Source organism: Vicinamibacteria bacterium, assembly GCA_035570235.1.
Taxonomy (GTDB): Bacteria; Acidobacteriota; Vicinamibacteria; order Fen-336; family Fen-336; genus DATMML01.
Window position 1 is genome coordinate 139,840 of record DATMML010000042.1, and the last position, 22,659, is coordinate 162,498.

21 protein-coding genes are annotated in these 22,659 nt (G+C 69.7%); 8 read left to right on the plus strand and 13 right to left on the minus strand.

The window, feature by feature from the left end; genetic code table 11:
* Positions 1–4: 4 nt before the first annotated feature.
* From aspS to VN461_07785, 3 genes are read right to left on the minus strand one after another with little or no spacing between them, the layout of a single operon-like run.
* Positions 5–1,813, minus strand: coding sequence for an aspartate--tRNA ligase (aspS, locus tag VN461_07775; GenBank protein ID HXB54665.1), 1,809 nt, complete (start codon positions 1,811–1,813; stop codon positions 5–7).
* Positions 1,806–3,059 carry a histidine--tRNA ligase gene (gene hisS, locus VN461_07780; protein HXB54666.1) on the minus strand — a complete coding sequence of 418 codons (1,254 nt, stop codon included), beginning with the start codon at positions 3,057–3,059 and terminating at the stop codon, positions 1,806–1,808. The genes aspS and hisS overlap by 8 nt, the downstream gene beginning before the upstream one ends.
* Positions 3,056–3,604, minus strand: a complete 549-nt coding sequence (locus tag VN461_07785) for a gamma carbonic anhydrase family protein (GenBank protein ID HXB54667.1) — start codon at positions 3,602–3,604, stop codon at positions 3,056–3,058. Before VN461_07785 ends, hisS begins: the two co-directional genes overlap by 4 nt.
* 98 nt (positions 3,605–3,702) lie before the next feature.
* Here VN461_07785 and VN461_07790 point away from each other — a divergent pair, with 98 nt between their 5' ends.
* Positions 3,703–5,166, plus strand: coding sequence for a hypothetical protein (locus VN461_07790; GenBank protein ID HXB54668.1), 1,464 nt, complete (start codon positions 3,703–3,705; stop codon positions 5,164–5,166).
* A 36-nt stretch (positions 5,167–5,202) separates the two neighbouring features.
* Here VN461_07790 and VN461_07795 read toward each other — a convergent pair whose 3' ends face one another.
* Entirely contained in the window at positions 5,203–6,291 is a 1,089-nt protein-coding gene (locus VN461_07795; GenBank protein HXB54669.1) for an SGNH/GDSL hydrolase family protein, read from the minus strand.
* Positions 6,292–6,396: 105 nt separating this feature from the next.
* On the opposite strand from VN461_07795, the gene pruA reads away from it, so the two are divergent.
* Complete coding sequence (pruA, locus tag VN461_07800) at positions 6,397–8,061, plus strand: L-glutamate gamma-semialdehyde dehydrogenase (protein ID HXB54670.1); 1,665 nt, start codon at positions 6,397–6,399, stop codon at positions 8,059–8,061.
* On the opposite strand, the gene VN461_07805 is transcribed toward pruA, so the two are convergent.
* Both VN461_07805 and VN461_07810 read right to left on the minus strand, forming a co-directional pair.
* Positions 8,045–9,451, minus strand: a complete 1,407-nt coding sequence (locus VN461_07805; protein ID HXB54671.1) for a hypothetical protein — start codon at positions 9,449–9,451, stop codon at positions 8,045–8,047. The two genes, pruA and VN461_07805, sit on opposite strands and share 17 nt — an antisense overlap.
* Positions 9,452–9,454: 3 nt before the next feature.
* Complete coding sequence (locus VN461_07810) at positions 9,455–9,952, minus strand: YetF domain-containing protein (GenBank protein HXB54672.1); 498 nt, start codon at positions 9,950–9,952, stop codon at positions 9,455–9,457.
* A gap of 317 nt (positions 9,953–10,269) precedes the next feature.
* On the opposite strand from VN461_07810, the gene VN461_07815 reads away from it, so the two are divergent.
* Positions 10,270–10,818, plus strand: coding sequence for a hypothetical protein (locus tag VN461_07815; GenBank protein ID HXB54673.1), 549 nt, complete (start codon positions 10,270–10,272; stop codon positions 10,816–10,818).
* Positions 10,819–10,828: 10 nt separating this feature from the next.
* Here the strand turns inward: VN461_07815 and VN461_07820 are convergent, their stop codons facing one another.
* The 7 genes from VN461_07820 to VN461_07850 all read right to left on the minus strand — a co-directional run bounded on the left by VN461_07820 (position 10,829) and on the right by VN461_07850 (position 16,386).
* Positions 10,829–12,049, minus strand: coding sequence for a TIGR00300 family protein (locus tag VN461_07820; GenBank protein ID HXB54674.1), 1,221 nt, complete (start codon positions 12,047–12,049; stop codon positions 10,829–10,831).
* A gap of 135 nt (positions 12,050–12,184) precedes the next feature.
* Positions 12,185–12,739 (minus strand): dCTP deaminase, encoded by a 555-nt coding sequence (dcd, locus tag VN461_07825; protein HXB54675.1) that lies wholly within the window; start codon positions 12,737–12,739, stop codon positions 12,185–12,187.
* 10 nt (positions 12,740–12,749) lie between these two features.
* Positions 12,750–12,971: a DUF2905 domain-containing protein gene (locus VN461_07830; GenBank protein ID HXB54676.1), complete on the minus strand. Its 222-nt coding sequence runs from the start codon at positions 12,969–12,971 to the stop codon at positions 12,750–12,752.
* Between the two features lie 69 nt (positions 12,972–13,040).
* Positions 13,041–13,469, minus strand: a complete 429-nt coding sequence (gene ndk, locus VN461_07835; protein ID HXB54677.1) for a nucleoside-diphosphate kinase — start codon at positions 13,467–13,469, stop codon at positions 13,041–13,043.
* An 11-nt stretch (positions 13,470–13,480) separates the two neighbouring features.
* Positions 13,481–14,356: a succinate--CoA ligase subunit alpha gene (gene sucD / locus VN461_07840; GenBank protein ID HXB54678.1), complete on the minus strand. Its 876-nt coding sequence runs from the start codon at positions 14,354–14,356 to the stop codon at positions 13,481–13,483.
* A complete protein-coding gene (gene sucC / locus VN461_07845) occupies positions 14,353–15,528 on the minus strand; it encodes an ADP-forming succinate--CoA ligase subunit beta (protein HXB54679.1) in 1,176 nt (391 codons plus the stop codon). Before sucC ends, sucD begins: the two co-directional genes overlap by 4 nt.
* Positions 15,529–15,666: 138 nt before the next feature.
* Positions 15,667–16,386 carry an FKBP-type peptidyl-prolyl cis-trans isomerase gene (locus VN461_07850; protein ID HXB54680.1) on the minus strand — a complete coding sequence of 240 codons (720 nt, stop codon included), beginning with the start codon at positions 16,384–16,386 and terminating at the stop codon, positions 15,667–15,669.
* 144 nt (positions 16,387–16,530) lie between these two features.
* On the opposite strand from VN461_07850, the gene VN461_07855 reads away from it, so the two are divergent.
* The 5 genes from VN461_07855 (at position 16,531) to VN461_07875 (ending at position 22,648) form a co-directional block, all read left to right on the plus strand.
* A complete protein-coding gene (locus VN461_07855) occupies positions 16,531–17,907 on the plus strand; it encodes a hypothetical protein (GenBank protein ID HXB54681.1) in 1,377 nt (458 codons plus the stop codon).
* Positions 17,908–18,056: 149 nt separating this feature from the next.
* Positions 18,057–18,773: a succinate dehydrogenase cytochrome b subunit gene (locus VN461_07860; protein ID HXB54682.1), complete on the plus strand. Its 717-nt coding sequence runs from the start codon at positions 18,057–18,059 to the stop codon at positions 18,771–18,773.
* Between the two features lie 3 nt (positions 18,774–18,776).
* The gene (locus VN461_07865; GenBank protein ID HXB54683.1) at positions 18,777–20,690 is read left to right on the plus strand and encodes a fumarate reductase/succinate dehydrogenase flavoprotein subunit; all 1,914 of its coding nucleotides are present in this window, start codon (positions 18,777–18,779) and stop codon (positions 20,688–20,690) included.
* A 125-nt stretch (positions 20,691–20,815) separates the two neighbouring features.
* Positions 20,816–21,592: a succinate dehydrogenase/fumarate reductase iron-sulfur subunit gene (locus VN461_07870; protein ID HXB54684.1), complete on the plus strand. Its 777-nt coding sequence runs from the start codon at positions 20,816–20,818 to the stop codon at positions 21,590–21,592.
* Between the two features lie 12 nt (positions 21,593–21,604).
* On the plus strand, positions 21,605–22,648 hold the full coding sequence (locus tag VN461_07875; protein ID HXB54685.1) for a diguanylate cyclase: 1,044 nt from the start codon (positions 21,605–21,607) through the stop codon (positions 22,646–22,648).
* Positions 22,649–22,659: the final 11 nt, after the last annotated feature.

The following is a 22,659-nucleotide window of genomic DNA, read 5'->3' on the forward strand; positions in this document are numbered from 1 at the left end:
CCGGTCACGATGGCCTCTTCACGAGCAGGATGCCCAGCTCCTTCAGCTGCTCGTCGGACACCGTGGAGGGGGAACCGCTCATGAGGTCGGCCGCGCTGGCCGTCTTGGGGAAGGCGATCACGTCGCGGATGGAGGACTCCCCGCACAAGATCATCACCATGCGGTCGAGGCCGAGCGCGATGCCCCCGTGGGGGGGGGTGCCGTACTGGAGCGCCTCCAAGAAGAATCCGAAGCGCTCGCGGGCCTCCTCGTCGGAGAGGGAGAGGCTCTTGAAGACCTTGGCCTGGAGCGCGGAATCATGGATGCGGAGGCTGCCCCCCCCGACCTCGGTCCCGTTCAGCACGAGGTCGTAGGCCTGGGCCTGCACCGCCCCCGGGTCGCTATCGAGGAGGGGCACGTCCTCCTCCCGGGGAGCGGTGAAGGGATGGTGCGCACTCACGTAGCGTCGCGCCGAAGCGTCCCAGGTGAAGAGGGGGAAGTGGGTCACCCAGAGGAAGCGATGGGCCTTCTCGTCCACGAGCTTCAGTTCGCGGCCCATCTCCAGGCGCAGGATACCGAGAGCCATGGCCAGGGGGCCGGGAGCGTCCACGCCCACGAGCACGGTGTCGTCTCTGCCCGCGCCCGCCCTCTCCAGCAGCCGGCGGGCCACGGCCTCGCTCGCCCCCTTCTTGCCCAGGTTCGCCACCGCCTCCTCCGTGGCCTTGAGGGTAAAGAGGTTTCGGCGGGCGGCGTGGGCGTCGCCCACGATCCGCCCCAGCCACACCTCCTCGTTGATCTTGCGAAGCCGGGTGCCGGAGACGCCGCCCGCGGCCGGGAGCACGAGCGCGCGGGCGCGCGCGCCGTCCTCGAGGAGACGGGGAAAGGTGTCGAGCCCGAGGGTCCGCATCTCCTCGGTCACGTCGTGGATGGGCATGTCGAAGCGGAGGTCGGGCTTGTCGGAGCCGTAGCGCTCCATGGCCTCCGCGTAGGGCAGGCGGGGGAACGGGCGGGGCACCTCCACCCCGATCAGGCGGAAGACGCGCTGGAAGAGCGGCTCGATGAGCTCGAAGACCGTCTCCATGCGCGGGAACGACATCTCGATGTCCACCTGCGTGAACTCGGGCTGGCGGTCGGCCCGGAGGTCCTCGTCCCGAAAGCAGCGCACGATCTGAAAGTAGCGATCCACCCCGGAGACCATCAGGATCTGCTTGAAGATCTGGGGAGACTGGGGGAGGGCGTAGAAATGGCCGTGGTGGACGCGGGAGGGGACGAGGTAGTCCCGTGCCCCCTCCGGCGTGGACTTGGTCAGGAAGGGGGTCTCGATCTCGTAGAAGCCCTCCTCGTCGAGGTGGCGCCGGATCTCCATGGCCGCGCGGTGGCGCAGGCGGAGGTTCGCCTGCAGGCGGGGGCGCCGGAGGTCCAAGTATCGGTACTTGAGCCGGGTGTCCTCGTGGGTCGGGATCTCGTCCTCGATGGGGAAGGGGGGAGTGCGGGCCTCGGAGAGGACGCGGAGCTCGCGGGCCAGCACCTCCACTCCCCCGGTCGGGATCTTGGGGTTCACGGTCTCCTGGGTTCGGGCCGCCACCTCCCCCCGCACCGCTAGCACGTACTCGCCGCGCACCCGGTCCGCGGCCGCGTGGGCCTCCTTCGACACCTCGGGGCGGGCCACCACCTGGCAGATGCCCTCCCGGTCCCGGAGGTCGATGAAGACGACACCCCCCAGGTCCCGGCGGGTGGCCGCCCAGCCCAGCAGGGTCACCGTCTGCCCCACCTGGGCCCCGCGGAGCGACCCGCAGTAGTGGCTGCGGGCTAGGTCGCCCAGGGTCTCAGCCATGGATCCTCTCCGTCAGATGCTCGGCCACCCGGGACTCGGTCACATCCTCCTGGGCGGACCCCTTCATGTCCCGCACCGACCACACGCCCTTCCGCCGCTCGTCCTCGCCCCGGATGGCCACGTAGCGGGCCCCCAGCTTGTCGGCCATCTTGAGGCGGGCCTTGAAGCTCCGGCCTTCGGGGTCCACCAGCACGCGCAGGCCGGCCCCGCGCAGGGTGCGCTGCAGCCGCAGGGTCTCGTCGAAGGCAGCGTCTTCAAGCGGTATCAGGAACACGTCGCAGCGGGTTTCTCCCTCCGGGACGGGCAGGATCAGCACCAGGCGCTCCATGCCCAGGGCAAAGCCGATGCCGGAGATGTCGGGGCCGCCCAGCGCCCCCACCAAACCATCGTAGCGCCCGCCCCCGAGCACGCTGTTTTGGGCCCCCAGGGCGCCGCTCGTGACTTCGAAGGTGGTGCGGGTGTAGTAGTCGAGGCCACGCACCAGGCGGTGGTTGAGCCGGTAGGGAATCCCGAGCAGCTCGAGCTCGCGGAGGACTTCCGCGAAGTGGTCCCGGCACTCCACGCACAGGTGATCCGCGATCCGGGGCAGCGCTTCGATCACCGGCTGGTCCTCCGGAACCTTGCAGTCCAGCACGCGCAGGGGGTTGGTCTCCGTCCGCCGCTGACAGTCGGGGCAGAGGCGGGAGACCTGGGGGCGGAGGGCCGCGCGCAGGGTCTCCACGTAGGCCGGCCGGCATTTGGCATCCCCCACCGAGTTCAGCACCAGCTCGTAGCTTTGGAGGCCGCAGGCCTCCAGGTAACCGAGCGCCATCTCCACCACTTCCGCGTCGATTGCGGGACGGGTCAGGCCCAGGGCCTCCACGTCCACCTGGTGGAACTGCCGGTAGCGGCCCTTTTGCGGCCGCTCCCGCCGGAACATGGGGCCGAGGGCGTAGACCTTGAGGGCGGGATCGGTGTTCATGAGGTTGTTCTCGATCACCGAGCGCACGATCCCGGCCGTGGCCTCCGGGCGGAGGGTGAGGGACGCCCCATGGTCGTCGAAGGTGTACATTTCCTTGCCCACGATGTCGGTCTCGGTCCCGATGCCGCGGGCAAACAGCTCCGTCTCCTCGAAGATGGGGGTCCTGATCTCACGGTAGCCGTAGCGGCCGAAGAGGGTGCGTGCCGCGCCCTCGATCCGCTGCCAGACCGCAACCTCGTCGGGCAGGATGTCCCGCGTCCCCTTGATGGCCCGGATGACGGTCAAGGAGCCTCCCCCGTCGGCGGGCGCCCGGGGGCCGCCGCCTCCTGGAGGTAGGTCTCCTTGTACTCGATGTAGTTGTCCGCGGAGCGGCGCAGGCTCTCCCGCTCCCCGGCGGTGAGGTCGCGCCGGATCCGGGCGGGCAAGCCCATGACCAGCTGGCGGGGCGGGATCTTCATCCGCTCCGGGACCAGGGTGCCCGCGGCGATGATGCACTCCTCCCCCACTTCGGCGTCGTTCAGTATCGTGGCCCCCATGCCGATGAGGCAGCGGGGACCGATCGTGCAGCCGTGCAGGGTGACGGAGTGGCCCACCGTCACATGGTCGCCGATCAGGGTGGGATGGTCGGCCCGGAAGACGTGCACCACGCAGTTGTCCTGGACGTTCGTGCCCACTCCGATGCGGATCAGGTTCACGTCCCCCCGGATCACGGCGTTCATCCAGACGCTGGCGTGATCGCCGAGCTCCACCTGGCCGATCACCTGCGCGGAGACGTCCACGTACACGCGCTCCCCCAACCTCGGCCAAACGCCCCGATAAGCACGGATCATCCTCGGCCCCGCAAAAGCGGCAGTCTAGCAGACGGCCGCGGGGGGCGGCAATGCGCGGGCGCTGGGCGACGGCGGCGGACCGGGCTTAAGATCAAGGCATGGGTCGCGGGACGCCGGTCCCCCGACGCGCGTTCCTGGGCACGCTCTTGCGCGCGGGCGTGGCTCTGCCCGCGGTGGGGCGGTTGGGCTGGCCCCTGCCCCGGGCGGCCGCGACAAAGTACCTGACCGCCCTCCGCCCTCCGGGGCCCGACCCCGCCCGGCGCTGGCGCGGCGACTCCTCGCTCGCCGCCGCCCTGCGGGCCGGGGAGCCTCTGCCCCGCCCCGAATTCCACCGCACCGAGGCGGAAGCGCCTCTGGGCCCGGGCCTGGCCGGGCGGTTTGCCGACCTGAAGCGCCACTTCATCTTCGAGTACTACCCGTGGTACGGGGGACCCCCGACCTACCTTCACTGGGACTACCTGGACCGCCATCCCCCGCTCGACCTCGCTTCCCACTACGTCCCCCGCCTGGGGCCCTACGATGTGGGCTCGCGGGCCGTGGTCGAGCAGCAGGCGCGTTGGATCAACGAGGCGGGGGTGGGCGCGATCGCCCTCTCCTGGTGGGGCCGCGGCAGCTACGAGGATAGGGCCGTGCCTCTGATCATGGATGTCATGGGGGATCACGACATCAAGGTCACCTTCGCCCTCGAGTCCTACACCGAGGAGCGCGGGCGCCGTTTCGCCGACGACATCCTCTACCTGCTGGGCGAGTACGGGGAGAAGCGGGGCTGGGATGCCTTCCTCCTCCCTCGGAACGAGGACGGATCGGAGGGGCCCGTCTTCAAGGGCTTCCGCTGCATCCTTCCCCCCACCAGCACGGACTGCCACGGGCTCACGAGCCCGGTCCCCGACTACACGCCGGACGCGGTCTGGCGCGAGCAGACCGACCGCCTCCGCAACACTCTCAAGGGCGACTTCCCCCACCTCACGCTCCTCGCGGACTCCCTGGAGTTCAAGCGCACCCCCGACTCCGGCTTCGACGGGATCGGCATCTACGACAACTTCATCGGTCCCGAGAAGTACGCCGGCTACGCGGGGGGCGCGTCGCAGGCCGGGCTCATCTTCTCGTTCAACGTGAACCCCGGCTACGACCAGATCGAACCGCGCGTCGTGGAGGCGGGCTCTTGCTACGCCCCCCGGCCGTTCGCCCCCGCCAGCGACGGGCTCGACTGGTCCCGGGCCGAGGACCGCGAGCGGGCGGCCGGGCTCGCGGAGGAGAGGATCCGGGCCTCCTTTGACGCCACCCTTGCCGTGCAGACCGACCCCGCCCTCACCAATGCCCGGCGGGGCGTGCTCTTCGTCTACATCAACTCCTTCAACGAGTGGCACGAGGGCCACGCGCTCGAGCCCATGATGGATGCCGCCGACCTCTTGCCCGAGGAGCGCGCGCTCGGCTATCACAACCCCGCCCGGGGCGGCTACCGCCTGGACGCTCTGGCGGAGCGGATGCGCTCGCTGACCCGGCCCCCCGCGAGCCGCCCCCGGACCCCCGGGTTGCTCCGGCCGGGGGGGCCCCCGCCCTAGGCGCGCCCGCGGGGCCGGCCTCGGGTTCCCCTCCCATCAGTAGCCGCGCACGGAGGGGAAGTCTGTCTTCCGGTAACCCGTACAGCGGCCCCGCAGAAGATCGGGCGCGCACGGCCAGCCCGTCCCGCAGATCGCCTCCGCGATCGCGTGGGCGGCCACGCCGTGGCCCATCGGGTTCGGGTGCACGACGTCCACGCGCAGGTCCCAGACGTCGTAGGCCTCATAGCAGTCGAGGAGATCGACGACGGCCAGCCCGGAGGCCCGGGCGGCGGCGGCCACGACCCGGTGGAGGTCCCGGTGGGGATAAGCGGGAAAGCGGTTGCCGAAGACGGGGAAGATGGCGACGAGGCCGGGGATGCCTCCCCCGCTCTTGAGGATGGCGGCCAGGGTGGAGAATCGGTCCTCCAGCGCCTTGCCCTGCTCGCTCACCGCCTGCTCGTAGAGGGGGCCGCGCAGGGGGTTCCGCGCATGGACGTAGCTCCGCCTGGCCTCCAGCTCGGCCAGCCGGTACTCCAGCCAGGAAAAGAACCGTGAGCGCTCGAGCAGCAGCTCGAGGGTCCGCCCGGGAAGGGTGCGGGTCCGGTTCGAACGGTCCAAGGTGAGGCCGTACTCGTAGGAGAAGATCCCCTCCAGGTCGTTCAAGCAGAAAGCGACGAGCACGAGGTCGGGCGAGAAGCGGAGCGCCTTCACGCGCAGCGTCTCGATCTCCTGGTCCAGGTTGTAGCCGGGCACGCCGAAATTCAGGACCTCCACCCGCCCCCCCCCGTCCAGCAAGTGCTCGAGGCGCCGGGGGAAGGCGTCGGCCTCCGACACCCAGTAGCCGAAGGCGATGGAATCCCCGAGCACGGCGATGCGGCGGACCCCCGGGGCCTTGGCCTCGCTCACTTCCGGGTTGCGCATGCCGGAGGCGTTGATCCGGTATTCCACCTCCGACTGCACGGTCGAGCCCGGCTTGAGCTCGAACTGCAGGCGCGGATCGGGGCTGCGCCGGACGGTGCCGCGGTTGATCTGGACGGTGCCTACGGAGACGCCCACGAGTCGGAAGCCCACTTCCAAGGCGAGAAGGGTGGTGAGGAGGCTCCCCGCGGCGAGGCCCAGGGAGGGCAGGAGGCGGCGGGAGGCCATGTCGCCCGAGTATAGAGCGGCAGGGGCCGATTGACCGCCCCGCCCGCCATCGGCTATCGTGCCGAGAAGGTCGGCCAAGCGGCTTTCTCTTTTTTCGGCAAGGAAATGCAAGTGTCCAACACGCCCTCGAACCCCCACCCTCCCGCCTTCAGCGGTATCCGGCGCGTGCCCCCGCCTGCGAACGAGCCCGTGAGGGCCTACGCCCCCGGCTCGCCCGAAAAGCGCGAGCTGAAGGCTCGGCTCAAGTCCATGGCCGAGGAACGGCTCGAGATTCCCCTTGTCATCGGGGGCAAGGAGGTGCGCAGCGGCGACAAGGCGCAGGCGGTGATGCCCCACAACCACCGCCACGTGCTGGCCGATTGGCACCGAGCCTCACGCGAGCACGTGCTTCAGGCCGTCGAAGCCGCCCGCCTGGCGCGGCAGGACTGGGGGAGCTGGGCCTGGGAGGACCGGGCGGCCGTTTTCCTGAGAGCGGCCGAGCTCTTGGCCACCTCCGCGCGGGCCACCGTCAACGCCGCCACCATGCTCGGCCAGTCCAAGACCGTCTTCCAAGCCGAGATCGACGCCGCCTGCGAGCTCACCGACTTCTGGCGCTTCAACCCCCACTACGCCCAGGAGCTCTACGCCGAGCAACCCCTCTCCGACCACGCCATGTGGAACCAGCTCGACTACCGGCCGCTCGAGGGGTTCGTCTACGCCATCACCCCCTTCAACTTCACGGCCATCGGCGGCAACCTTCCCACCTCCCCCGCCCTGATGGGGAACACCGTGGTCTGGAAGCCGGCCTCCTCGGCCATCCCCAGCGCTTACGCCGTCCTCCGCGTGCTGGAGGAGGCAGGTCTGCCCCCGGGGGTCATCAACTTCGTGCCCGGTGACGCGGTCATGATCTCCGACACCGTGCTCTCCCATCGCGACCTGGCGGGGGTGCATTTCACGGGCAGCACCGACGTCTTCAACCGCATGTGGAAGACGATCGGGGCCAACATGGCCGGCTACCGCTCCTACCCGCGCATCGTGGGCGAGACGGGCGGCAAGGACTTCATCGTGGCCCACGCCTCCGCCGATCCGGCGGCCCTGGCCGTGGCCATCGCGCGGGGAGGCTTCGAATACCAGGGCCAGAAATGCTCCGCGGCCAGCCGCGTCTACGTGCCGAAGTCGATCTGGAAGGACGTCCGCGACCGCACCGCCGCCATCATGGCGGACATCCGGATGGGAGACGTGGCGGACTTCCGGAACTTCATGGGCGCCGTCATCGACCGCCGGGCCTTCGACAAGATCGGGGAGTACCTCGGGGACGCCCGCGGGAACGCGCGCATCGTCGCCGGCGGGGGCGCGAACCCCGAGACCGGCTACTTCATCGAACCCACGCTGGTGGAGACCAGCGATCCGGCCTACCGGCTGCTGCGCGAGGAGATCTTTGGCCCCGTGGTCACCGCCCTCCCCTACGACGACGAGAAGTGGGAGGACACGCTGCGGATCGTGGACGAGACCTCTCCTTACGCGCTGACGGGGGCGGTCTTCGCCCGTGACCGCTCGGCCATCCGCGCGGCCTCGGTCACTCTGCGCAACGCGGCCGGAAACTTCTACGTCAACGACAAGCCCACGGGGGCGGTGGTGGGCCAGCAACCCTTCGGGGGGGCGCGGGGCTCGGGCACCAACGACAAGGCCGGTTCCAAGCTCAACCTGATGCGCTGGGTGAGCGCGCGGGTGATCAAGGAGACCTTCAACCCGCCCCGCGACTACCGCTACCCGTTCATGGCCGAGGAGTAGGACCCCGCGTGATCGCCCGCCGGAGGCCGGCCAGGGGGGCGTCGTCGTCGAAGTCGACCTTTCCCGCGTGCACCACCAGGCCCAGCCGCTTCCAGAGGCCGGCCAGGTCGAGGGCCGCCGGTCGCGGTCCCAGGCGAGCGTAGAGCTCGCGGAGCACGGAGCCCCCCACCGCCCCATCGGCCGCGTCCAGCGTGCGCCCCAGGCTCCAGCGGGTGGAGATGCTGCCCCCCCCCGCCAAGACCGCCTTGAGCGCGTCGTCCAGGCTCCGCTCGCCGTGGGTGCGCTCGCGAATCGCCACATCCGCGAAGAGGCAGAAGAGGGCGCCCCCCCAATAGGTCCGGCCCCAGGTGTGCGTGCGGTCCAGTCCGCGGTCCCCCTCCGCGGGCAGGCCGTTGGGCATCCCCTCCACGAAGCCCCTCCACACCTCCTCCGCGGCCAGCGTGCCCATCCGGGCCCGGGCGATCGGCTCCACGTAGGTGGCGATCCCCTCCTCGAGCCAGCGGTGGGCGTAGTCCAGGTTGGGCAGGGCCAGGTGGACCATCTCGTGGGTGAGCATCCAGTCGCGTTCCAGGTCCCTCTCCCCCGCTCCCTTCCCTACCCGCACCCGGATGGAGGCCCCCCCGTTCCCCATGGTGAGGCCGCCGCCGATCCCCCCCCGGCCCCCGGCGAGCACGAGCACGAGGACACGGGGGACGGGGAGGCGCCCGTAGAAGGAGGCCACCGCGCGAGCCGCGCTCCCCACCCAGCCCAGGAGGGCGGCCCCGGAAACGGAGAGCTCGCCGGGAGAGACCGCCACCAGCACCGTGCCGCCGGGCACCTCGATCTGGTCCGTCTGCAAGGGGCCGAAAGCAGCGGAGGGGGGGCTCTCCAGATCCTCGCCCCCGAGCTCGTAGGTGTCGAGGGAGCCCGCGGACGGAAAGACTCCGGTCACGAAGGCGACGCCCTCGGGGGTGCGGACGCGAAAGCGGCAGCGTAGCCGCGCGGCGTCCCCCGCGGGGACAAGGAGCCAAGAGGAGGGCGGAGAGACAAACACCCCCCGGTACTCCAGGGCGGAGTCGGCGCTCCGCTCCTCGCGGGCGGCCTCCGCGAGCAGGAAGCGGTAGCGAACGTGGCACGCACCGGAGGCACACGCGCGGGGGTGGAACACCTCCCCCCGCTCGGGAACGGCCCGCCACGCGCCGTCCTCCTCGGCCTCCACCTCCCGAAGGAAGCCGCCAAGACCCGCACCGAGCGCGAGGTCCTCCCCCCTGCGGGAGGGCAGACGAGCCTCGATCTGCAGCTCTCGGGCCCCTTCCCCGACCCGCACCTCGTAATCGCAAACGGGGAGGGGCGCGGGCGGCAGCGCGGAAAAGGCCCCCGCGACGGCCGCCACCGCGACGCCCATCCGCAAGATCTAAGCCTCGGCCCTCTCCACCTTCTCGGGGGTGTTGATGACGGAGATGGTCCCGTCCACCTCCAGGACCGCCAGTCGGCAGTCATGGATGCAGGGACACCCGCTCTCCCGGAGGGCTTGGAGCACGTCCTCGTGGGTGAGGCGCTCCGCGGCCAGGGCCTCCTCGTGGAGCTCGCCCTTATAGATGAGGATGCGGGCCCGGCCCCGGATCAGCCGCTCGATCCGGCGGCTCTTGGCGGCCAGGCGTCCGAGCAGGAAGTTGACGATGAGGAGCACGCCGGCCGCGGTCAGGCCCCCTACGAGGGAGGTGTCGGGGCCGACCATGGCATTCTGGACCGCGTTGGCGATGAGCAGGATCAGGGCGAAGTCGAAGGGGGCAAGCTGACCCACCTCGCGCTTCCCGGCCAGTCGGAAGCCGACCAGGATGAAGAGGTAGACCACGAGGGTCCGGAGCACAATCATTCCCATCTGGTCGGGGGAGGCGAGCAAGGAATCCATGAGAGCCCTTATTGTAGTCTCCGCCGCGCTCCCCGGGCTACCGGGGCGGGGGCAAAAACCCTAACCGCTGGCGCACCTCCCTGGACCGACCACAAGGGGTTGACGGCAAGCGGGCCCTCCGGTTATAAAGTCATGGGTTGAGTTTGGCCCTAGGGAGGGTGTGATCAAGACTTCGCTCGCCGTTTCCGGTGCCCGCCCCTCCCGAAGGTCCGGCCGCAACGCCCCCGCCTCTTCACTCCTGTCTCACGGCTCTCCCGCCCGCGGCACGGACTGCCTGTCCGCCGAGGCGGGCGTGGGAAGATCCGGGAGGACCGACGATGCTGCGTAAGACGACGATGCTGATCATAGGGGTCTCACTCGCCCTTCCGGGCGTTCAGTGCGGAGGCTCCAGCCCCACCGCCCCGCCCGTCATCCAACCCACTCCAACCCCCGCCCCGGCACCCACACCGACCCCCGCCCCCGCCCCGACGCCTCCCCCCGGCTGCGTGCCCAACGGCGATTGTCCGGGCAATATGACCCCGGTGGCGCGGGCCATCCTGAGGCCCTACGCCCTCCTGGACCCGGGTGGGGGTCTCGTCTACCCCCCTCCCGGCCATGATCACGGTATCGTCACCCCCAACGTCCTGCTTAACTACACGATCCGCCTCGACGTGACGGGAAAAGACAAGGACGGCTACGAGACGAACGGGATCGGGGGCACCGGCGACGGGATCATCTGGTATTACTCCGACGCCAGCCTGATCGAGGAGGGCATCCAGTCGAACTGGCAGCGGAAGCTAAAGGCCTTGAAGCCGGGGCAACTCCGGGTGTTCGTGGTCTTCGACGGGATCGGCTCCAACGACCTGCTCATAACGCTCGGGCCGTAGGTGCCCCTTTTCAAGGCTGGTCGGAGGGGGAAGAGAGCTCGGCTTCCAGCCGCTCGAGAAAGAAGCCGACATCGGTGACGAGCCCGATGGCCTGCATGGTGCCGCGGTTCGAGAGCTTGACGGGGACGGACTCCGTCATGTCCACGCAGACCGTCCGCACCCGGGCCGGGAGCAGGTTGCCCACGGCGATGGAGTGGAGGGCGGAGGCCAGCATGAGGCACACGCCCGCCCCCTTGAGCGCATCCACATAGGCCTTCTGGGCCGCGATCATGTCCGTGATCGTGTCCTTGAGGGGCCCATCGTCCCGGATCGAGCCCGCCAGCACGAAGGGGATCCCCCGCTTGACCGCTTCGTACATGACCCCGGAGGTGACAAGGCCCGACTCCACGGCCGGACGTATCCCCCCTGCCCGGTTCACGGAGTTGATGGCGAAGAGGTGGTTGCGGCTGCCCCCGTCCACCGCCCGTCCGCTCATCTGGCAGACCCCGAGGCTCGTCTTCAGGATCGACTTCTCCACGTCGTGCACGGCGAAGGCGTTGCCGGTGAGGAGCACGTCCACCCAGCCGTCGCGCAGGAGGCGGGCCAGGGACACGTCGCCCCCGGAATGCACGATGGCCGGGCCCGCCACCACCACGATCCTCTCCCCCGCCTGACGCGCCCTCCGCATCTCGCGCGCGCTGCCCGCGATGGCGATGCCCTTGTTGACCTCGGCTGAGATGTCGTTGGACATGAAGCCGAACACGGAGTAGTCGCGGCTGCGCTCGGGGGGACGCACCCTTATTCCGGCCCCGCGCAGGGCCACCGGCTCTCCCTTCCTGACCTGGCCCTGCTTCACGCAGTGGGGGGCGCCCGCCCGCAGCACGAGGGCGCAATCCATCTTCTGGTCGCGGGCGGCCTCCCACCGGCCCCCGATGCGCACGAAGGTGTCGAAGTTGGTGGTGGAGTAGAACTCGTCGGGCAGGATCCCGTCCGCCTCCGCGGGCGCGAAGCGGGCGTCGCCGGTCAAGGTGGAGAAGCCCAGGTAGGCGAGCGCCTCCAGGATGCGGTCGAGGGAATGGGGATCCCTGGCTTTCACGGCCAGGCTGGCCGACGAGGGATCCGCGTTGGTCTTGCCCACCCGGAAGGACAGGACCTCGAACTCCCCCCCCTCCTCCACGATCCGGTTGAACGCCTTGCGGAGGACGTCGGAGTCGATGAGGTGCCCTTCCATCGTGACCGTCTCTTCAACCACGAGAACACCTCCCCGAAGGCCCGCCGCGGAAGGTCCCTTGGCCGCGCCAGAGGGGCTCTCCCGGCCGACCTGGCCGCCCCCCTGAGGGGAGCAGCCCCGGAGGACAGAACGGGGGGAAAACGCGCCTCGGCATGGTCAGAGCTTGGGCAGGGTCAGCGTCTTCTGGGCCTGGTATTTTCCCTTCCTGTCCGCGTAGGAGGTCTCGCAAACCTCGTCGCTCTCGAAGAAGAGCACCTGGGCGATCCCCTCCCCGGCGTAGATCCGGGCCGGCAGGGGCGTGGTGTTCGAGACCTCCAGGGTCACAATGCCTTCCCACTCCGGTTCGAAGGGCGTGACGTTGACGATGATGCCGCAGCGCGCGTAGGTGGACTTGCCCACGCAAATCGTGATCACGTTGCGGGGGATCCGGAAGTACTCCACCGTACGGGCGAGGGCGAAGGAGTTGGGGGGGATGATGCAGACCTCGCCCCGGAAGTCGACGAAGGAACGGGGATCGAAGTTCTTGGGGTCCACGATCGTGGAGTTGATGTTGGTGAAGATCTTGAACTCGTCGGCGATCCGCACGTCGTATCCGTAGGACGAGAGGCCGTAGGAGACGACCCCTTCCCGGACCTGCTTCTCCGAGAAGGGCTCGATCATCTGGTGCTCGCGGGCCATCCGGCGGATCCACCGGTCGGACTTGACCGTCATGACTTCCCTCCTATCGCCGGAAGAGCGAGAACAGCAGGGTGAGGAGAAGGCTCAGCAGGATCGAGGTCGCGAGGGGGAAGTAGAAGGTGAAGTTGCCCCGCCGGACCACGACGTCGCCGGGCAGCCGCACTCCGGCGGGGACCCGGCCCACCAGCAGGAGAATGACCCCCAGGCCGGCGAGCACCGCTCCCGCCGCGATGAGCCACCTCCCGAACTCCGTGAGATCCCTCACGCCACGATCATACCGTGGCGGGCGCGGGTTTTTGGTCAGCGCGCGGCCGCCCCGCGGGCGGTGGCCACCCTAGTCCCCGCCCTCGGGCAGCTCAATGCCGGGGAAGAAGTAGCCCATCTCCAGGCGCGCGCTCTCCGGCCCGTCCGAGCCGTGGATGCAGTTCGCCTCGATGGAGGAGGCGAAATCCCGGCGGATGGTGCCCGGCCGCGCCTGGGCCGGATCGGTAGCGCCCATGATCTCCCGCAGATGCGCGATCGCGCCCTCCCGCTCCAGGACCAGGGTCACGCAGGGGCCGGAGGACATGAAGCCGCAGAGGCTCCCGAAGAAGGGACGCTCGCGGTGCACATGGTAGAAGCCCTCCGCCTCCGCGCGCGTGAGGTACCGGAGGCGCAGGGCGACCATGCGGAAGCCGGCCTTCTCGAGCCGGGCCAGGATCTCCCCCGCCTGCCCCGCCTTCACCGCATCCGGCTTGATCATGGAAAACGTGCGTTCTTTCAAAGCCGGCGCTCCTACCTCTTCCTCAGGACCCGGGCCACCGCAGTCCCGATCTCCGCGGGTGACTTGATCACGTGGATCCCCGCCGTCTTCATGGCCCTCATCTTCTCGGCCGCGGTCCCCTTGCCCCCGGCGATGATGGCCCCCGCGTGGCCCATGCGTCGCCCGGGGGGCGCGGTCTGCCCGGCGATGAAGCCCACGACCGGCTTCCGCACGTGCTTCTTGACGAAAGCCGCGGCCTCCTCCTCGGCGCTCCCCCCGATCTCGCCGATCATGACGATGGCGCGGGTGGCACGGTCCCGGTTGAACAGCTCGAGGGCATCGAGGTGGCTAGTGCCGATGATGGGGTCGCCCCCGATGCCGATGCAGGTGGATTGGCCGATGCCGAGGGCGGTGAGCTGGTTGACCGCCTCGTAGGTCAAGGTCCCGCTACGGCTCACCACCCCCACCGACCCGCCCTTGTGGATGTGGCCGGGCATGATGCCGACCTTGCACTTCTCCGCGGGGGAGATGATGCCGGGGCAGTTGGGGCCGATCAGGCGCGTGGGGCGCCCGACCAGGAAGGCCGCCGCTCTCACCATGTCCAGGGTGGGGATGCCCTCGGTGATGCAGACGACAAGCGCGATCCCCGCGTCCGCGGCCTCCATGATGGCGTCCGCGGCACCGGGGGGGGGCACGAAGATGATGGAAACGTTGGCCCCCGTCTTGCGCACCGCCTCCTCCACGCCGTCGAAGAGGGGGAAGCCTTCCACCGTGGTCCCCCCCTTCCCGGGGGTGACCCCCCCGACCACGGTCGTGCCGTATTCGCGGCAACCCACGGCATGGAAGGTCCCGTGCTTCCCCATGCCCTGCACGAGGAGGCGGGTGTCCCGACCCACGAGGACGCTCATGACGCCCCCGCGGCCGCGGCCACGACCTTGTTCGCGGCCTGCTTCATCTCGTCGGCGGTGGCAAAGTTGAGTCCCGACGTGCGAAGCATCTCCTTTCCGATCTCCTCGTTGTTGCCTTTCATGCGGATCACCACCGGCACCTTGACCTTCAGGTCGCGCACGGCCGTGATTACCCCTTCCGCCAGCACGTCGCAGCGGAGGATGCCGCCGAAGATGTTGATGAGGACCGCTTTCACCTCCCGGTCCGCGAGCAGGATCCGGAAGGCGTTGCGGATCTGCTCCGCGTTCGCTCCTCCCCCCACGTCCAGAAAGTTGGCGGGCGCCCCCCCCGCGAGCTTGATGATGTCCATGGTGGCCATGGCCAAGCCCGCTCCGTTGACCATGCAGCCCACGTTGCCCCCCTCCAGCTTGATGTAGTTCAGACCGTACTTGGAGGCGTCCACTTCGAGGGGGTCCTCCTCGTCGAAGTCGCGCAGCTCCCGGAGCTCGGGATGGCGATAGAGGGCGTTGTCGTCGAAGCTGAGCTTGGCATCCAGGGCCAGAAAGTCACCGGCCTTCGTCATCAGGAAGGGGTTGATCTCCAGGAGCGAGGCGTCCACGGCCTCGAAGGCCCGGAAGAGCGACTGCATGAAAGCGACGGCCTTGGCCAGGAGGGGGCCGGGAAGGCCCAGGCCGAAGGCCAGCTTGCGGGCCTGGAAGGCCTGGAAGCCCACCGCGGGGTCCACGGTCTCTCTGAGGATGGCTTTCTTGTCCCGGGCCGCGACCTCCTCGATCTCCATCCCGCCCGTGGCGGAAGCCATGAACACGGTCCGCGCCCAACCGCGGTCCACGAGCAGGGCGAGGTACATCTCGCGGGAGCCGGCGAGGTCTATTCCCTGCTCGACGAGGAGGCGCCGGACCACACGACCCTCGAGACCGGTCTGGACCGTCCGCAGGGTCATGCCCAGCATGGCTTTCGCCAGCGCCTCGCACTCGTCCGCCGACCGGGCGAGCTTCACCCCCCCCGCCTGGCCCCGCCCGCCCGCGTGGATCTGGGCCTTGACCACGACCGGGAAGCCCAGGCCCTTGGCCACCTCCACCGCCTCGTCGGCGGTGTAGGCCACGCCGCTGCGGGGTGTGGGCACCCCGAAGGAGGCGAGGACCGCCTTGGCCTGATACTCGTGGATCTTCATTTCGTGAGGACCTCCAGAGTCTCTTGGAGGGGAACCGCTCGCGGTGCGGATGATAGTCAGGGGGCCGGCAGGGAGTCAATCCGCTGCGGGTCTAGACTTTGGGGGCCCTTCCCCGGGGGCGCCGCGCTCCTGAAGAGCTCACTTCCGGATGGCCAGAAGCTCCACCTCGAAGACGAGGGTGGCCCCGCCGGGGATGACGGGCGGGTGCCCCTGATCGCCGTAGGCTATCTCCGAGGGGCAGACCAGCCGCGCCTTCTCCCCCACCTTCATGCGCTGCACACCCTCTCCCCAGCACGGGATCACACCATTGAGGGGGAAGTCGATCGGCTGCCCCCTCGCGATCGAGCTGTCGAAGACGGTGCCGTCGATGAGCGTGCCCTGGTAGTGCACCTGGACCGTGTCCTTCCCGCTCGGGCTCGGGCCCTTGCCCGGAGTCAGGGTGCGGTAGACCAGTCCGGAGTTGGTCTTGACCGCCCCCGGCTCGTGGGCGGCCGCGTCGCGGAAGGACTCGCCTTTGGCCTTCTCCGCCGTCGCCCCCAGCGCGGCCCGGGCGTGGGCCAGCGCTTCGATCTTGGGGCCGTAAACCTCTAGCGGGACCTCGGACTTCCCCCCGGCAGACGTGTCGTTCAGGCCCTTCTTCAGGATCTCAACCTCAGCCGGGGTGAGCTTGAGGGGGGCCACGAAACGACCGCCCAAGTTGGCCCCCAGAGCGTAGATCGTCTTTTCGTCCTCCGTCTTCAGCACGGAGGAGCCCGCGGGGGAAGGACTCGCTTGGGGTGCCTCGGCCTGGCAACCCCAAAGGGCGGCGACGAGGGCTGCGGTCACGGCCAGCCCGGGAGCGGCATGCTTTAGGTTCATCCTGGTCACGGTATCCTCCGGCGCGGCCCCGGAGGCCGAGCGAAGTAAAGAAGTTAGCCCGCCATCCTATACGCCCCCGACGGGAGAGGCAAACCCACGCGGGAGCGGGCCCCACGGTACAATCGCGCGGAGGAGGGCGTCGCCTTGACAGGTGGGGGCGGGCGGGGCGAGGCTCCGGGGAACCGCGCGTGGCCCTTCCTGGCCGGTCTCTTGGCCGGAGGGGCGGGCGCCATTCTGGCCTACTCCCTCGCCCCCCGGCGTGGTCTCGACCCCCGGCTTATCCGGGCCTTGCCCGATGATCCCCGCGTCCCCCCCGTGGTGGTGTTGCCCGGCATTCTGGGCAGCCAACTCCATCACCCGGACGGGACGCAGGCCTGGCTCAACGTCGGCAACGCCCTTGGCCACCACGCGCTGAGCCTCCCCTTCCGGCTCCCCCTCTCCGCGAGCCGCGACGACCTCGTGCCGGGGGGCCTGCTGGGCGCGGACACCGTGCTCCCTCGGGTCTTCGGCTTCACGGAGTACGCCGACCTCGTGGACGTGCTCGAAGAGTCCGGCTTTCGGCCGGCCAGCCGCCGCGGCCTCGCCTTCCATATCTTCTCTTACGACTGGCGGCGGGACCTGGTGGAGTCGGCCCGGGCGCTCCACGAGAGCCTGGAGGCCCTGGCCGAGGAGCGCGGCGGGGACGAGGCCAGCTTCAACATCATCGGGCACAGCATGGGCGGGCTGGTGGCCCGCTACTACCTGCGCTATGGCACCGCGGAGCCGGAAGGGCCCGTGACGTGGGCGGGGGCCCGCCGCATTCGCAACCTGGTCCTGGTCGCGGTCCCCAACGCGGGGAGCATCCCCTCCCTCGACGCCATCCTGAACGGCAACCGGGTGGGCCTCTCCTACACCACCCTCGCCGCCTCCGTGATCGCGCGCATGCCCTCCATCTACCAGCTCCTCCCCCCCGCCGGCGCCCCGGCCCTCCTGGACCATCGTGGCCATCCCCTGGACGTGGACCTCCACGACGTCGCGGTGTGGGAACGGTTTGGCTGGGGGCCTTTCGGCGCGCCGCCCCCGCGACGCCGGGGGGACAGACTGGAGGCCGACCCCGATCCGGAAGCCCACCGGGCCTTCCTGGCCGTCGCCCTCGCCCGCGCCGGTGCCGTCCACCGAGCCCTGTCCCGTCCGCCCGAGGCTCCCTGCCCGACCCGGGTGTTGCTCCTCGGCGGCGACTGCTTGCCCACCCTGGCCCGGGCGATGGTTCTGGAGCCACGGGGGACGCCGCCCCGCTTCGAGCCCGCCACCCACCGAGAGGCGGACCTCATGTTCGAGGCGGGCGACGGGCGGGTGACCCGCGCCAGCGTCCTGGCTGCGCAGCTTCCGGGGGCCGAGGAGGCGGAGACGGGCAGCGGCCTGGCCGAGGTCTCGCACGCCATCTTCGGGAGCGCCGAGCATCACGGCATTTACCGCGAGCCCACCTTCCAGAGCATTCTCCTCCGGCTGCTCCTTCGCCCGGCTCGCGAGAAGGTTCGGTGACGCGGGGGGGCGACGTGCCCGAGGATGCGAGGTTCGAGACCGAGCTGAGAGCGGCGGTGGAGGCCCGGCGGCGACGGGAGCAGAAGTATCGCGCGCTCCCACCCTGAGCGGTTGTTGCGCGCTCGGTGCGGCCCGGCTAGAATCGCGCCGTGAACACCCCGGCGATGCAGTATCTTGCATCGGCCTCCCCAGGGGCAGACGGGCAGCGGACGGCGACCTTCCTCGCTTCCACGATCGGCCGGAAAGTGGTGATGGCCGGGAGCGGCCTCGTGCTCTTCGGCTTCGTGGTCGGGCACATGGTGGGCAACCTCCAGGTGTACCTGGGAGCGGAGGCCCTCAACGCCTACGCCGTCTTCCTCCGGGAGTTCCTGCACGGGGCCGGGATCTGGATCGCCCGCACGGGGCTCCTGGCCGCGGTGGCGCTCCACATCTGGGCCGCGACCTCCTTGACCCTCGACAACCGGGCGGCGCGGCCGGTGGGCTACCGGAAGACCCGCCACCGGGAGTCCACCTACGCCTCCCGGACCATGGTCTGGAGCGGTCCCATCCTGCTCCTCTTCATCGTCTACCACCTGATGCACTTTACCTTCGGCAACCTGCATCCGGACTTCCGCGCGGGCGACGTCTACCACAACTTCGTGGTGGGCTTTCAAGCGTGGCCGGTCTCCTTGTTCTACGCGCTGGCCATGCTGGCCCTGGGCCTGCACATGTACCATGGCGTCTGGAGCATGCTGCAGACCTTGGGCCTCAGCCACCCGCGCTTCAACGCCCTGCGCCACTCGTTCTCCACCCTGATCACGGTGGTGGTGGTGGCGGGCAACCTCTCCTTCCCCCTGGCCGTGCTGAGCGGCCTCCTCCACGAGTAGGCCTTGGAGCTGCGCTCGAACATCCCCTCCGGGCCCATCGAAAGGAAGTGGGAGAACCACCGCTTCGAGATGAAGCTCGTGAACCCGGCCAACAAGCGCAAGTACCGGGTGATCGTGGTGGGCTCCGGCCTGGCCGGGGCCTCCGCCACCGCTTCCCTGGCCGAGCTCGGCTACAACGTGGAGTGTTTCTGCTACCAGGACAGCCCCCGCCGCGCCCACTCCATCGCCGCCCAGGGGGGGATCAACGCGGCCAAGAACTACCAGAACGACGGGGACAGCGTCTACCGGCTCTTTTACGACACCGTCAAGGGCGGCGACTTCCGCTCCCGGGAGGCCAACGTCTACCGCCTGGCCGAGCTCAGCGCCAACATCATCGACCAGTGCGTGGCCCAGGGGGTGCCCTTCGCCCGCGAGTACGGGGGCACCCTCGCCAACCGCTCCTTCGGAGGGGCGCAGGTCTCGCGCACGTTCTACGCCCGCGGCCAGACCGGCCAGCAGCTCCTGCTCGGCGCCTACCAGGCCCTGGAGCGCCAGATCGGGCTGGGCAAGGTGACCATGTTCCCCCGCCACGAGATGCTGGAGCTCCTGGTCGTGGACGGGCGGGCGCGGGGCGTCGCGGTGCGGGACATGGTCACGGGGCGGATCGATTCCCACCTGGGGGACGCGGTGGTGCTGGCCACGGGGGGCTACGGCAACGTCTTTCACCTCGCCACCTACGCCAAGGGCTGCAACGCCACCGCGATCTGGCGCGCCTACAAGAGGGGGGCCGCTTTCGCCAATCCCTGCTACACCCAGATCCACCCCACCTGCATCCCCGTCAGCGGCGAGCACCAGTCCAAGCTGACCCTGATGAGCGAGTCGCTGCGCAACGACGGCCGCATCTGGGTCCCCCTCAAGAAGGGGGACAAGCGCCCCCCGAACCAGATCCTGGAGGAGGAGCGCGACTACTACCTGGAGCGCAAGTACCCGAGCTACGGGAACCTGGCCCCCCGCGACATCGCGTCCCGCGCGGCCAAGCAGGTCTGCGACGAGGGGCGGGGGGTGGGGGAGACCGGCTACGGGGTGTACCTGGACTTCGCGGAGGCGATCAAGCGGCTGGGGGAGGACGGGATCCGCGAGAAGTACGGGAACCTCTTCGAAATGTACGAGCGGATCACCGCCGAGGACCCCTACCGGGTGCCCATGCGCATCTACCCCGCCTCCCACTACACCATGGGCGGGCTCTGGGTGGACTACAACCTGATGAGCACCATCCCCGGCCTGCACGTGGTCGGCGAGGCCAACTTCTCCGACCACGGGGCCAACCGGCTGGGAGCGAGCGCGCTCATGCAGGGTCTGGCCGACGGCTATTTCATCATCCCCTACACGATCGGCCACTACCTGGCCAGCACCAAGCCGGAGCGGGTCGCCCCCGACCACTCCGCGGTCAAGGCGGCGGAGGCGGCGGTCGGAGAGCGAACGAAGAAGCTCCTGGCCATCAAAGGCAAGCGCACGGTCACCTCCTTCCACCGCGAGCTGGGCCAGCTCATGTGGGAGTACTGCGGGATGGCCCGCACGGAGAAGGGCCTCGAGACCGCGCTCCAAAGGATCCCCGCCCTGCGCGAGGAGTTCTGGCGGAACGTAAACGTCCTCGGAGAGGACAAGGAACTGAACCAGTCCCTGGAGGTGGCGGGCCGGGTGGCCGATTTTCTGGAGCTGGGCGAGCTCATGTGCCTGGACGCCCTGGAGCGCGCCGAGTCCTGCGGCGGGCACTTTCGCGAGGAATTCCAGACCGAGGAAGGGGAGGCCCTGCGCAACGACGAGAAGTTCTGCCACGTGGCGGCCTGGGATTACGCAGGAGAAGGCCAGAGGCCCACCCTGCGCAAGGAGCCCTTGAAGTTCGAGTACGTCCACCTCAGCCAGAGAAGCTACAAATGAAGGGCGCGGGGAGCGGCCCGGCCCCCGAACCGGCCTCCGCCAAGCGCCCGCGCCCGGGGGGGCGGCCCGGGGGGCCCAAGCCATCCCCGCTTGTCTGCGGCCGCTGTCCGCGCCGGGAGTAGAGGTTGCACCTCCACCTTCACGTATGGCGGCAGAAGGGCCCGGAGGCCGAGGGCGGCTTCGTCACCTACGAGGCTCCCGGAATCAGCCCCGATATGTCCTTCCTGGAGATGCTCGACGTCGTCAACGAGCGGCTCATCGACGCAGGCCAAGAGCCCATTGCCTTCGACCATGACTGCCGGGAAGGCATCTGCGGGACCTGCGGGGTCGTGATCAACGGCGTTCCCCACGGCCCGCGGCCGGCCACCACCGCCTGCCAGCTCCACATGCGTAGTTTTCAGGACGGGGACACCCTGACCATCGAGCCCTGGCGGGCGGCCGCCTTCCCCGTGATCAAGGACCTGGTGGTCGACCGCAGCGCGCTCGACCGCGTCATCCAGGCGGGGGGCTACATCTCCGTGCCCGCGGGCAGCGCCCCCGACGGAAACGACATCCCCGTGCCCAAGGCAGCCGCCGACTTGGCCATGGACGCCGCCGCCTGCATCGGCTGCGGCGCCTGCGTGGCCGCTTGCCCCAACGCCTCCGCCATGCTCTTCACGGCGGCCAAGGTGTCGCACCTCGGCCTGCTCCCCCAGGGCCAGCCCGAGCGTTACGCGCGCGCGCGCAAGATGGTGGCGGCCATGGACGAGGCCGGATTCGGTGCCTGCACGAACCACGGAGAATGCGAGGCCGCCTGCCCGAAGCAGATCCGCGTGGAGTTCATCGCGCGCCTCAACCGGGACTTCATCCTGGGCTGCCTCAAGGCGCGGGAGGAGACCCGGAGCCACGGGGGGGCCGGCTAAAGGACTTCCGCTTTGGACCTCGAGCTAAAGCTGGGCATCGCCCGCAAGACCGAGCTCCTGGCCGCTCTCCCCGAGCCGGTGCTGCGCGGCCTGCTCGAGGAGAGCCGCGAAGTCGTCCTCGATCCCCATGAGATCCTCTTCGCGGAAGGAACCCCGGGCCGGACCATGTACCTGATCCTGGAGGGCGAGCTCGAGGTCTACAAAGGGGACCGGCGCCTCGCGCTCGGCGGACCCGGGCACTACTTCGGGGAGATGGCCCTGATCGACGGCAAGGCGCGGGCGGCCAGCCTGCGCGCCACCACCCGGACCCTCCTCCTGGAGGTGAGCGCGGAGCAGTTCCAGGAGAAGATCGCCACCAATCCGGCCGCCCTCCTCATCTTGAGCCGCACCATCTCCGAGCGCTCGCGCAACGACCTCTCGGCCCTGGACTTGAAGTTTCACGAGCTCGAGAGCTACGCGGCCGCGGTGCAGCAGGCGAACCACGAGCTGGCCGTGATGCGGCAGGAGCTGGAGGAGAGCAACCGCTTGCTCCAGCACCTCTCCACCATCGACACCCTAACCGGCCTCGCCAACCGGCGGCGCTTCGACGAGGCGATCGGGAGGGAGTGGCGACGGGCCATGCGCGACCGCACCCCCCTCTCCCTGATCTTCTGCGACATCGACTTCTTCAAGGGCTATAACGACACCTACGGCCATCCCGCCGGAGACGAGAGCCTGCGCCGGGTGGCGCGCTGCGTGGGGGAGATGTTCAGCCGGCCCGCCGACCTGCCCGCGCGCTTCGGAGGGGAGGAGTTCGTGGTGCTCCTGGCCAACACCGACGCCCCGGGCGCGGTCCATCTCGCGGAGCGGCTGCGGGCCAGCGTGGAGGCCCTGCGCCTGCCCCACTCCTCCTCGCCCATCGGGCCCCACCTGACCATCAGCCTGGGGGTGGCGGCCACCGTGCCCCCCCTGCGCTCGCTCCCCGCGGACTTGATCGCGGTGGCCGACCGCGCGCTCTACCAGGCCAAGCGGGAGGGCCGGAACTGCGTCCGCACCGCGCCCCGCCCGGAGTCCTAAGGGAGCGGAAG